This window comes from Streptomyces sp. NPDC030838, from assembly GCF_055572035.1.
Window position 1 is genome coordinate 1,457,085 of sequence record NZ_JBVIED010000001.1, and the last position, 11,658, is coordinate 1,468,742.

Below are 11,658 nucleotides of genomic sequence, written 5' to 3' on the forward strand. Positions count from 1 at the left end.
CTCGCCACCGGCCGCCGCTACGTCCGGCGATGCGTGCCCCGCTCGCGGCGCATCCGGCGGCGTACGACCGCCCCGTCCACGGCGGCGATCACGGCGAGCGCCGCGCAGGCGACGGCGAGGCCGGTGAGGACGCCGGTGTCCGGGCTGTCGCCCGGCCCGGAGTTCGCCGCTCCGAAGCCGAAGAGGACGGCCGCCGCGGCGAACAGCGGCAGGAACATCGAGCTGAGCAGCAGCCGCAGCCGCAGGGGGCTCCGCGCGGTGACGGGTTCGGTGCCGCTGCGGGACCGTCGCGCGGCCTGGTTCCGGTGCACGGAGGGTGCCTCCTCAGCGGTTGGGATCCGCCCGGCTGATGTCGGCGAGTGCGCTGTGCGGGTCCTCCGTGGTGGCGAGGTCGCCGAGGCTGACCATGCCGACGGGGCAGCCGCCGTGCTCGACGACGGGCAGCCGCCGCACGGCGTACTTGCGCATCAGCTCGACGGCGTGGTCGGTGGTGTCGTCGGGTTCGAGGGTGATCACGGGCGGCCTGGTGCACAGCGAGCCCACGGTGGTGACCCTGGGGTCGCGGCCCTCGGCGACCGCCCGGACGGTGATGTCCCGGTCGGTGAGGACGCCGAACAGATCGCAGTCGTACGCCACCAGGACGTCGCCGATGTTCTGCTCGCGCATCACCTGGGCGGCCTTGGCGATGGTCGTCATGGGTTCGACGGCGGCCGCGCCGGGCGACATCACGTCGCGTACGTACCTGGTCATCGGGGCACCTCCTAGCCGCCGTGCAGGACCTTGAGGACGTCGTCGTCGGTCAGCTGGTCGAAGTTCTCGTACCAGAGGCCGACCGCGTGGAAGGGGCTCGGCCGCATGAGGCAGACCACGTCGTCGGCCTCGTGGCGCAGCAGCTCGACCGCCTCGTGGGACGCCACCGGCACGGCGACGACGATCCGCTCGGGCTGCCGGCCGCGCACGGAGCGCACGGCGGCGCGGGCGGTGGCGCCGGTGGCCAGTCCATCGTCGACGAGGATGGCGGTACACCCCTCCAGTTCCGGCGCGGGGCGGCCCTCCCGGTAGCGCTCCTCGCGGCGGCGCAGCTCGGCCCGCTCCCGCTCCACCACCGGGGCGAGGTCGTCCTCGGTGAGCCCGGTCTGGTCCAGGGACCGCTGGTCGAACAGCGGGGGTTCGTCGCCGGCGAGGGCGCCCACGCCGAACTCCTCGTGGAACGGCGCCCCGATCTTCCGTACGACAAGCACGTCGAGCGATGCGCCGAGGGCCCGGGCGACCTCCCGGGCGACCGTGACGCCGCCGCGGGGCAGGGCGAGGACGACGGGATGCGGCAGGAGTCCCTTCTCCTGGAGGATGCGCAGATGCTCGGCCAGCTCGCGGCCGGCGTGCGCGCGGTCGTGGAACCGTGTCGTCATGTGTCCGCCCCCGTCCGGTCCGTCTCCCGGTCCGTTTCCCGGTCCGTTCCGCCGATCTCCAGGCGGCGCCGTCTCGGTGCCTCGGACTTGGGGAGCCGGACCCGCAGGATGCCGTCGGTCAGGTCCGCCTCGGCCCGCTCCGGGTCCGCGCCCGTGGGCAGGCTGGTGCGGTAGAAGAAGCGGCCGCTGCGCCGGGCGAGCGTGCGGCCCTGCTGTTCCTCGCTCAGTTCGCCGGAGATCCGCAGCTCGTGCTCGTCGACGTCGACGGTGATCTGCTCGCGCGGGATGCCGGGCAGCTCGGCGCGGATCTCGTAGGCGTCGTCGGTCTCGTCCTCCTCGACCGCGGGCACCCAGGCGACGCCGCCCCACGCGGGCGTGCCCCGGTCGAAGGTGCGGCCCATGTCACGCCACAGCCGCTGGAGCTCCGCGAGCGGGTCCCAGTCCCACGGTGCGCCGGCCCAGCCGGGCCCCCGACGCGGCTCCAGGGGGCCGCCGCCACGCCGCGCGGGCGTGTTCATGGCACGCCTCCCTTCTCGTCCGTCCCTCACGTGGCCCGGGTTTCCCCGGCGACGCGAACCACACGTGGCGGCCTACGGTGGAGGCATGGAGGGCGGTGTCGTGACGCTGTTCCTGTGCGGGGACGTGATGCTCGGGCGCGGCGTCGACCAGATCCTCGCGCACCCCGGTGATCCGGGGCTGCGGGAGGACTACGTGCGCGATGCCCGGGGCTATGTGGCGCTGGCGGAGGCGGTGAACGGGCCGGTGCCCGCGCCGGTGGACCCCGAGTGGCCGTGGGGCGAGGCGCTGCCGGTGCTGGCCGGGGCCGCGCCGGACGGGCGGATCGTGAACCTGGAGACGGCCGTGACGGCGGACGGCGAGTTCGCGCCCGGCAAGGCGGTGCACTACCGGATGCACCCGGCGAACCTGCCCGCCCTGACGGTGGCCCGGCCCGATGTGTGCGTGCTGGCCAACAACCACGTCCTGGACTTCGGGCGGCGGGGTCTGGCGGAGACGCTGGAGGTGCTGGCCGGTGCGGGGCTGCGGGTGGCGGGCGCGGGCCGGGACGCGGACGAGGCGTACGCGCCCGCCGTGATCGACACCGTTTCCGGCACGCGGGTGCTGGTCTTCGCGCTCGGGATGACCTCGAGCGGGGTCCCGCCGAGCTGGGCGGCGACGCCGGAGCAGTCGGGCGTCGCGTACGCGCCGGCGCCGTCGCCCCCGGCCGCCGAAGAGGTGCTGCGCCGGGTGGGGCGGGCGCGGCGCCCCGGCGACCTGGTGGTCGTCTCCGTGCACTGGGGCTCGAACTGGGGGTATCGCATCCCCCAGGACCAGGTGCGTTTCGCGCACACGCTCGTCGACGGCGGGGTGGACGTCGTCCACGGCCACTCCTCGCACCATCCGCGCCGGATCGAGGTGTACCGGGAGCGGCTGGTGCTGTACGGCTGCGGGGACTTCATCGACGACTACGAGGGCATCGTCGGCTACGAGGAGTACCGCGACGACCTGCGGCTGGCCTACCTGGTGTCGGTGGAGGCGGGGACGGGACGGCTGGCCGGGCTGCGCATGGTCCCGTTCCAGGCCCGGCGGATGCGGCTGGAGCACCCGGCCGGAGACGACCGCGCCTGGCTGCGCATGACGCTCGACGGGATCGCCGTCGGCGCCGATGTCGTCTCCGGTCCGGAGGGCGGCTTCGAGGTCCGCTGGTAGCGGGTTACGCCTCGGTGGCCGTGGGCCGCCGGGACGCCGTCATCGCCTCCTCTACGTCGGCCAGCGGACGCAGCCGGTAGGTGTAGGAGTAGTCGCGGCCGGCGAACAGCTTGTACTCGTCGTGCGTGTGCGCGCCCCAGCTGTTGTCGCCGCCGACGCCCATCTGCCGGTGGCTGACCCGCAGCACGACCTCCTCGCGGGGCGTGAGCTGGTAGTCGTGGCGCACCCCGACGGACAGGTCCTCGGGGGTGAAGTGGGAGGCGTTGACCTCCAGCAGCGGCTCCCCGCTGACCAGCAGCCCGGCGCCGCTGTCGTCGGTGAGCGCGATCCAGCGGACGTCGGTCTTGTTGCCGTTCTCCTGCGGGCGGATGTACGGCGTCCACTGCCCGGAGACGGTCCCGGAGTACACGCCGACGTCGGTGCCGTTGTTGCGGTCCCAGTGGTTCTCCTCGGGGCCGCGGCCGTAGTAGCGCAGGTGCTCGAAGCGCCCCGGCAGGAACAGCATGGTGCCGACCTCGGGGATGTACGGCAGGGAGGCCGCGCCGGGACGCAGGGTGTTGTCGACCTTGATCTCGCCGTTGCCGAAGACGGTGTAGGTGGTGGAGTAGGCGGAGGCGACGGTGGTCGGCAGGGTGCCGGTCACCGTGACCTCGACGGCCTTGTCGCTCAGGGTGCGCACCCGTACCTCGGCCACGGTGCGGCGGGCTCCGGCGTCGCGCCAGGTCTGGTTGCGGGTGTGCTGGCCGTTGCCCTTGTCGTTGTCGGTGGGGGCCCGCCAGAAGTTGGGCGTGGGTCCGGAGACGATCAGGGCCTTGCCCCGGGCCTCGTAGGAGGTGATGACGCCGGCCCGCTTGTCGACGGTGACGGAGAAGTCCTCGCCGGTGACGGTGACCTCCCGGTCGCCGTCGGTGTGGCTCAGCGCGGGCACGCGGGCCAACGGCACCGGCGTCACCTCGGGGCTGCCGGCGTCGAGGGGGAGTTGCTGCCGGGCGATCTCGAAGCCGCGCTCGGCCCACGGGGTGGGCTCCTTGGTGGTGAAGGACAGCTCCAGGAAGTACTCGGTGCCGGGCGGCGGGTCCTGCGGCAGCCGTACGGGGACGGTGATCCGCTTCGTGGACAGGGGCGGTACGTCGAGCTGGGCGCGGGTGAGCCGGCCGCGCTGGACGGTCTTGCCGTCGGCGACCAGGGCCCAATGGCCGTCGTAGGCGCGGAGGTTGGTGAACAGGTACTCGTTGGTGAGGGTGACCGCGCCGGCGCCGCCGTCCGCGGGAGCGGCGTTGATCGCCTGGTGGATCCGCTTGATCTCGGCGGCCTTGCCGGTGTGTCCGCGGTCGGCGGTGACGATGCCGTCGGCGACGAAGTTGCCGTCGTTGGGGTTGTCACGCCAGTCGCCGCCGTAGGCGAAGAAGGTCTTCTCGCGGGGCCGTTTCTCGGTGTGGCCGACGGTGGCCGCGTCGAACCAGAACCGTACGCCCTCGTCGCCGGGGCCGCGGCCGTCGGAGGCGAGTTCGGCGGCGGTGAGGGCGCGGGCGTAGACGCGGGCGCGGCGGATGGTGCCGCTGAACTCGCGGGTCCAGTTGTCGACGTCGGTGGCGAGGGCGAGGGGCGCGGTGGTGCTGCTCGGCCGCCGGGTGGTGGTGCGGGTGGCTCTGACCTGGCCGTCGACATGGAGGGTGAGGGTGCCGGCGTCCGCGTCGAAGACACCCGCGATGTGGTGTTCGGTGCCGGTCCAGTCGGCGGGCAGCGCCCAGCTCGCGCTGATCCACTGGCCGCCGCCGTGGATGAAGAACTCCAGGTTGCTGTTGGTCTGTTTCAGGGCGTACTGGGTGTCGCCCTTGGCGATGATCGGCTGGTGATACCCCGTCACATGCGGGGTGATCCAGGCCTCCAGAGTCAGCGAGCCCGTGATATCCAGGCGCTCGTCGCGGGCGAAGACGGTGCCGCCGGACAGGCCCTTGGCGCGGTCGAATGTGCCGCCGGGGGCGAGGATCTCGCCCTTCAGGGCGGCGGGGCCGGTCTCGGTGAGCAGGATGCGCGGCGGCGTCGGCCAGCTGAGCGACTGGTCGGCGAAGTCCCAGATCCAGCCGCCCTGGAGGACGTCGTGGCGGCGGACGAGGTCCCAGTACTTCTTGAAGTTGCCGTTGGAGTTCCCCATCGCGTGGGAGTACTCGATCATGACGTACGACCGGGTGTCGGCGGTGTCCTTCGCGCGGGCCTCGACGCGCTGCGGGCTGTCGTACATCTCGGAGCGGATGTCGCTGATGCCCGGGCGGTCGTCGCCCTCGTACTGGATGACCCGGGTGGGGTCGTAGGAGCGGATCCAGTCGTACATGGCGTTGAAGGTGGTGCCGCCGCCCGCCTCGTTCCCGAGGGACCAGATGACGACCGAGGCGTGGTTCTTGTCGCGGTGCACCATGTTCTGCGCGCGGGCGACGCACGCCTCGGTCCACTCGGGGTGGTTGCCCGGGTACTCGCCGCGGATGCCGTGGGTCTCCACGTTGGCCTCGTCGACGAGGTACAGGCCGTACTCGTCGGCGAGTTCGTACCACAGCGGGTTGTTGGGGTAGTGCGAGGTGCGGACGCTGTTCATGTTGAGCCGCTTGATCAGCCGGATGTCGTCCACCATGTCCGCGCGGGTCAGGGCGGTGCCGCGGTCGGGGTGCATCTCGTGCCGGTTGGCGCCGCGGAAGGAGACCGGCTTGCCGTTGATCCGCATCAGCCCGTCCTTGAGCGCGAACTCGCGCAGGCCGACCCGGTGCGAAAGGGTCTCGATCACCTTCCCGGCGGGGTCGCGGAGCTGGAGGACGGCGGTGTAGAGGTAGGGGTCCTCGGCCGACCAGAGGCGGGGCTCGGGGACCGCCTGGGCTGCCTCGACGGTGGCCTCCTCACCGGCCGGGACGTCGACGGACCGCTGGAGCGGCCGGCGCCAGACGGGTCGGCCGTCGGCGTCGTACAGCATGGTGTCGACGGTATACCGCCCACCGGATCCACCAGATCGCTCACCGTAGTCACGAACGTGCGCGGTGACCTTCAGCTCGGCGGCCGTGTAGTCGTCGCCCAGCGGGGTGTCCAGCTTGAAGTCGCGCAGATGTACGGACGGCGTGGAGTAGAGGTAGACCGAGCGGAAGATGCCGCTCAGCCGGATCATGTCCTGGTCCTCCAGCCAGTCGCCATCGGAGTAGCGGTAGACCTCCACCGCGATCTGGTTGGTGCCGGACTTCAGGTAGGGGGTGATGTCGTACTCGGCGGGGGTGTACGAGTCCTCGTGGTAGCCGACGAGCTCGCCGTTGATCCATACGTAGTGCGCCGACTTCACGCCCTCGAAGTGCAGGAAGGTGCGGCGGCCGGCCCAGGAGCGCGGCACGGTGAAGGTACGGCGGTACTGGCCGACCGGGTTGTAGCGGGTCGGTGCGGCGGGCGGGCGCGGTTCCTCGCCGAGGCCGTTGGGGCCCCACCAGGGGTAGGTGATGTTGGTGTAGATCGGCCGGTCGTAGCCGTGCAGCTGCCAGACGGAGGGGACGGGCAGGGTGTCCCAGTCGCGGTCGTCGACGTCGGTTCGGTAGAAGTCGGCGTTCCGGTCGTCGGGGCGGTCGGCGTAGGCGAACTTCCAGGTGCCGTCCAGGCTCAGCCGGTACGGCGAGCGCGTCCGGTCGCCGTCCAGTGCCTGTCCGACCTCCGCGTACGGCATCAGCGTGGTGTGGGGCGGCTGGGTCCCGATCCGGAAGAGGCCGATGTGGCCGTTCCACTCGGGGGTGCCGTCCGGCGCGGCGGAAGGCGCGGCGGCGGCGTACGCCGTGCCGGGCGGCGCGGACAGGGCGAGCGCGCCGAGGACGGCGGCGCCGCCTTCGAGCAGCCGGCGGCGGCTGACGATCGGGCGGTCGGCGGGCGGTTCGGGGCGGTGGGCGTGCGGTGCGTGCGGGTGCGGCATGACCGTGACCTTCCTCGGCGGTGAACCACTCAACTCGCGGGCCCCAGGGGACTTCTGAGCCTCGGTCACACTAAAACTCCAACACATTCGAAGCAATGACGCCGTCGCAGTCTGTGCGGTTCTGTTGGGCCAGACGGCCGACAGCCGCCCCGCGCACCCTGGTTGTGGCGCACCCCACACACCACCCGGCGAAAGAATTCCCCGGCGCGCTGATCGAACCGCCCGGCGTTTGCGTACCTCCTGGCGTACAACGCGCTCGCGTCTGGAGGCAGCATGCGGATGTCCCGCAACACGGCAGGAAGCGTCTTCGTGTTCGGCGCGCTGGGTCTGACCCTGGCGGCCCTCGCGTATCCCGCCATGCTCGGTGTGGAGAACACGGCCACGACGGCGGACCGCATCATCGCCAACACCCGCTACGGTCCGCTGACCGAGGCCGACCGTGACTTCGTGGTCAAGGTGCGGGCCGCCGGGCTGTGGGAGTACCCGCTGGGTGAGCTGGCGATGGAGCGGGGGACCACACCGGAGATGAAGGAGGCCGGCGCGCATCTGATCGTCGGCCACGCGCGGCTGGACGCCACCTGCCGCCGGATCGCGCCGGAGCTGGGCATCACCCTGCCCAACCAGGCCAGTCCCCAGCAGCAGCAGTTCGTGGCGACCGCGGCGGCGGAGAACGGCCGGCAGTTCGACTCCACGGCGGTCACGATCATGCGGGTGACGCACGGGCAGATCTTCCCGGTCGTCGCCAAGGTCCGCGCCAACACGCGCAACAGCCTGGTGCGGGAACTCGCCGACCAGGCCAACGACACGGTCCTGGACCACATCACCGTGCTGGAGAAGACCGGACTGGTCAATCACGAGCAGGTGAACTTCCAGCAGACCACCCCGCCGAAGCTCCCCAAGGACCAGCTCACCCCTCCCCCGCCGCAGCCGGGTGCGCCGGTGCTCGCGCTGGAGCCGCGGCCGGATCTGAACATCAACACGGCGTCGCCGTCGCCGACCCCCGCGCCGACCTCCCGGTGAGCGGCCGTTCGGGTTATTCCCGCCGATCCATCGGCATCCCTATGCCGGACATTGGATTCGTCATTGGAAACGCCCTCCCGGGCAGGCCTAACGTCGATGACGTCGAAGCACCCCTTGGGAGAGCAGCATGTCGAAGATCCTTTTCGTGATGACCGGCGTCGACTACTGGACGCTCGCCGACGGCACCCGGCACCCCACCGGCTTCTGGGCCGAGGAGGCCGTCGCCCCGTACGAGGCGTTCAAGGCCGCCGGGCACGAGATCGTCGTCGCCACGCCGGGCGGCGTCGTGCCCACCGTCGACAAGGCGAGCCTGGCCGCCGAGGTCAACGGGGGCCAGGAGGGCGCCGACCGGATCGCGGCGGCGCTGGCCGCGATGACCGAGCTGGAGCGGCCGGTCCGGCTGGAGGACGTCGTCCTCGACGAGTACGCGGCCGTGTTCTACCCCGGCGGTCACGGCCCGATGGAGGACCTGGCCGTGGACGCCGCCTCCGGCCGGCTGCTGGTCGACGCCCTCGACTCCGGCACGCCGCTGGGCGTGGTCTGCCACGGCCCGGCCGCGCTGCTGGCCGCGACCCGCGAGGACGGCTCCAACGCGTTCGCCGGGTACGAGGTGGCCGCGTTCACCGACGCCGAGGAGATCCAGGGCGGCCTCGCGGACAGGGCGAATTGGCTGCTCCAGAGCCGCCTCGTCGAGGCTGGGCTGAACGTCCGGGCCGGTGAGCCGTGGGGCCCCAACGTGGTCGTCGACCGCAACCTGGTCACCGGCCAGAACCCGGCGTCCTCCGCGCCGCTGGCCGCGGAACTGCTGAAGAAGCTGGCCTGACCTTCCGAGCCACCGGGCGCGGGCCGCCGGTCAGGCCTGAGCAGCTGATCGCCGGTCGCCGATCGCTGGTCGCCGGTCGCCGCCAGGCCAACGCACGGCCGACCCCTGCCGGGCCTCGCCGCGCCACGGCGGGGGGCGATCGCCGTATGGCAGCGGCCCGCCGCGGGCCGGCAGGCAGCCACCGGGCCACGACGGCACCCCGCCACGGCCCGGCCGGCCGACGACCGCCATACGAGGCGGCCTCGCCACGGCGGACCGTGTGGGGCCGTATCTGACGCTGCTGCGCGGCATCTCCTTCGAGGAGGACTACGTCCGCTGGGGCGAGACGGCGCTGCGCGTCCTCGTGGCGCGCCGGTGCCATAGGCGGCGGCTAGGCTCGTTCCGTGAGGTATAAGGACCCCGATGGCTCCGTCGGTCCGGCCGGGGAGCCGTCGCCCGTCGCGCATCAGGTGGCGGATCTGAACCTGCTGCGCACCTTCCTGGCGGTGTACCGCTCGGGCTCGTTCACCGCCGCGGCGGGGCTGCTCGGCGTGTCGCAGCCGACCGTGACCACGCAGATCCGTGCGCTGGAGCGGCAGTCCGGGCGCGAGCTGTTCGAGCGTCTGCCGCGCGGTGTCGCCCCCACCACCGTCGCGCACGATCTCGCCGCCCGGGTGGCGGCACCGCTCGACGCGCTCGCCGCCGCCACCGGGCTGGAGACGGGTGCGGCCGAACTGGCCGCGCCGGTGCATCTGGCCGGGCCCGCCGAGCTGATGTGCGTCCGGGTGCTGCCGGCCCTCGCCCCGCTGACCGCCGAGGGGCTACGGCTGCGGGTGACCCTCGGCCTGACCGAACCGCTGCTGGAGGAGCTGCGCGCCGGGCGCCACGACCTGGCGATCGCCACCTACCGGCCGCGCGGGCGGGCCCTGACCGCGATGCCGCTGATGGACGAGGAGTTCGTGCTGGTCGCCGCGCCCGTCTGGGCCGACCGCCTGGCGGACCGGCTCGCCGCCGACGACCCCGACGCGCTGCGCGCCGTCCCGCTCGTGAGCTACGCGGAGGACGTGCCGATCGCCCGCCGCTACTGGCGCCATGTCTTCGGCACCCGGCTCTCCAGGCCCGCCGCCGTCACCGTCCCGGACCTGCGCGGGGTGCTCGCCGCGGTCGTCGCGGGAGCCGGGTTCACCGTGCTGCCGCGCTATCTGTGCCTGGACGAGCTGGCCTCCGGGGCGCTGGTGCCGCTGCTCGAACCGGAGGACCCGCCCATCAACACCGGCTACCTCGTCCAGCGCCCCGGCCGCCCCGACAACCCGGACGTGATCCGGGTCCGCGATCTCCTCCTGGAGGCGGGCCGCACCTGGTGACCCGCACGGCCGGATCGGCTCACCGCACGGGGTCGAGGCGCCCTTCCAGGACCGTCCGCGGGATCTGGGGACGGTCCCAGAGGGCGAGGATCTCGTTGGCGAGCTCCACGATCGGCAGCGTGTCCTGGTTGCCGTGCACCTCGATGCCGGCGGCGGACAGCCCGCGCGGCACGGCGTCGGCGTCGAGGAGGACCCGCCACTCCTTCGGCCCCAGCTCCAGGTACTCCAGGCCGGTCAGCTTGGTGATCTCCAGCGGGTCGGCGAGCGTACCGGGGTAGGCGGTGAGGGTCCGCAGCCGGGGCAGCCCGACGACCGGGGCGAGGCTCACCGGCTCGTCCTCCCACACGCCGATGCACAGCACCTCCAGCGCGGGGTGGGCGGCGGCCTCGACGCTGGGCAGGCTGCCGGTGTTGACGTGGGCGACGGCGTGGGGGGCGTCCGGGCGCGCGTCGCCGGAGGCGGACGGAGGCCGGTCCAGGAGGAAGTCGGTGACGGAGTCGGCGAGCAGCGCGGCGCCGACCCGCTCCTCGTGGCTGAGGATGACGACCTGTCCGAGGTGCCCGCGCGGGCCGGGCGTCAGGTCGACCGCGATCCGGTCGCCGCCGCCGTTGTCGCCGAAGACGATCCAGCCGGGGGAACCGACCACGTACTGCACCGCGGCGTCGGGCCCGGTGACGGCCGCCTCCGTGGCCGCGAACTGCCAGAGGGACGGGCGGGCGGAGGCGTCCGAGATGTACAGCCCGTCGAGGTCGAACAGCTCACAGCGGACGGCCTTGGCGTGGCGTATCGCGTCCTCGTAGTCGTCGCCCAGGTCCTGCCAGCGCGCCCGCGTCACCCGGTAGAGCGCCTTCAGCTCCTCGGGCAGGGCGAGGCCGAGACGCGCCTCCGCGGCGGCGATCTCCTCCTCGGTGGCGCCGATCGCGTCGGGCATCCGCTCCCGCAGCGTCCGCTCCAGCAGCTCCGGGTCCGCCGACGGGGCGGGCCGCGCGCCGGGCACCGGATCCGGCAGCCGCCGCCAGGGCGCCGGGACGGCGTCCTCGACGAGGATGAGCGAGCCCGGGCGCGCGGTGCCTATGCCCGGCTCCACGGCGGGGCTGGAGCCGAGCAGATGCAGGACGAACCTCCCGTCCGGCGCGAACTCCACCGAGAAGGCGATGTCGTCGTCGCCCTCGAGCGCGCTCTGCACCCGTTCCACCGCGTCGAACTCGTCCTGCATGTCCTCGACCTGCATGGCGCGCCCGGGCAGCGGCATCGGCCGCCGCAGCGGCAGACTCCACCCGTACCGGCCGATCCGGCCCGCCACCCGCCCACCCGGAGCGGCGAACTCGTCCGCGGCCTGGGACCGCAGCAGCCGCAGCAGCGGCTCCCACGTCGCGACGTCATGGATCGAGGTCAACTGAGGCCTCCTGTAGATGTGTTGGTTGGTGT

Annotated in this window: 11 protein-coding genes; 5 read left to right on the forward strand and 6 right to left on the reverse strand. The window is 72.8% G+C overall.

Annotation, left to right across the window (positions count from 1 at the left end; all coding sequences use genetic code 11):
- Positions 1-17: 17 nt before the first annotated feature.
- From ACZ42A_RS06535 to ACZ42A_RS06550, 4 genes are read right to left on the reverse strand one after another with little or no spacing between them, the layout of a single operon-like run.
- Positions 18-311 (reverse strand): DUF6343 family protein, encoded by a 294-nt coding sequence (locus ACZ42A_RS06535; RefSeq protein WP_468526002.1) that lies wholly within the window; start codon positions 309-311, stop codon positions 18-20.
- 13 nt (positions 312-324) lie between these two features.
- A complete protein-coding gene (locus ACZ42A_RS06540) occupies positions 325-750 on the reverse strand; it encodes a CBS domain-containing protein (protein WP_468526003.1) in 426 nt (141 codons plus the stop codon).
- Positions 751-761: 11 nt separating this feature from the next.
- On the reverse strand, positions 762-1,409 hold the full coding sequence (locus tag ACZ42A_RS06545) for a phosphoribosyltransferase (protein ID WP_468526004.1): 648 nt from the start codon (positions 1,407-1,409) through the stop codon (positions 762-764).
- Entirely contained in the window at positions 1,406-1,927 is a 522-nt protein-coding gene (locus ACZ42A_RS06550; protein ID WP_468526005.1) for an Hsp20/alpha crystallin family protein, read from the reverse strand. The genes ACZ42A_RS06545 and ACZ42A_RS06550 overlap by 4 nt, the downstream gene beginning before the upstream one ends.
- Before the next feature lie 85 nt (positions 1,928-2,012).
- Here ACZ42A_RS06550 and ACZ42A_RS06555 point away from each other — a divergent pair, with 85 nt between their 5' ends.
- Positions 2,013-3,116 (forward strand): CapA family protein, encoded by a 1,104-nt coding sequence (locus ACZ42A_RS06555; protein WP_468526006.1) that lies wholly within the window; start codon positions 2,013-2,015, stop codon positions 3,114-3,116.
- 4 nt (positions 3,117-3,120) lie between these two features.
- Here the strand turns inward: ACZ42A_RS06555 and ACZ42A_RS06560 are convergent, their stop codons facing one another.
- A complete protein-coding gene (locus ACZ42A_RS06560; RefSeq protein ID WP_468526007.1) occupies positions 3,121-7,044 on the reverse strand; it encodes a glycoside hydrolase family 2 TIM barrel-domain containing protein in 3,924 nt (1,307 codons plus the stop codon).
- Between the two features lie 273 nt (positions 7,045-7,317).
- Between ACZ42A_RS06560 and ACZ42A_RS06565 the strand changes: the two genes are divergently transcribed.
- The 4 genes from ACZ42A_RS06565 to ACZ42A_RS06580 all read left to right on the forward strand — a co-directional run bounded on the left by ACZ42A_RS06565 (position 7,318) and on the right by ACZ42A_RS06580 (position 10,230).
- Positions 7,318-8,064 (forward strand): DUF4142 domain-containing protein, encoded by a 747-nt coding sequence (locus ACZ42A_RS06565; RefSeq protein ID WP_468526008.1) that lies wholly within the window; start codon positions 7,318-7,320, stop codon positions 8,062-8,064.
- 127 nt (positions 8,065-8,191) lie between these two features.
- Positions 8,192-8,887 (forward strand): type 1 glutamine amidotransferase domain-containing protein, encoded by a 696-nt coding sequence (locus ACZ42A_RS06570; protein WP_468526009.1) that lies wholly within the window; start codon positions 8,192-8,194, stop codon positions 8,885-8,887.
- Between the two features lie 259 nt (positions 8,888-9,146).
- On the forward strand, positions 9,147-9,281 hold the full coding sequence (locus ACZ42A_RS06575) for a hypothetical protein (protein ID WP_468526010.1): 135 nt from the start codon (positions 9,147-9,149) through the stop codon (positions 9,279-9,281).
- Positions 9,271-10,230: a LysR family transcriptional regulator gene (locus tag ACZ42A_RS06580; RefSeq protein ID WP_468526011.1), complete on the forward strand. Its 960-nt coding sequence runs from the start codon at positions 9,271-9,273 to the stop codon at positions 10,228-10,230. The genes ACZ42A_RS06575 and ACZ42A_RS06580 overlap by 11 nt, the downstream gene beginning before the upstream one ends.
- Positions 10,231-10,249: 19 nt before the next feature.
- Here ACZ42A_RS06580 and ACZ42A_RS06585 read toward each other — a convergent pair whose 3' ends face one another.
- Positions 10,250-11,626 carry an SMI1/KNR4 family protein gene (locus ACZ42A_RS06585; RefSeq protein WP_468526012.1) on the reverse strand — a complete coding sequence of 459 codons (1,377 nt, stop codon included), beginning with the start codon at positions 11,624-11,626 and terminating at the stop codon, positions 10,250-10,252.
- Between the last annotated feature and the right edge of the window lie 32 nt (positions 11,627-11,658).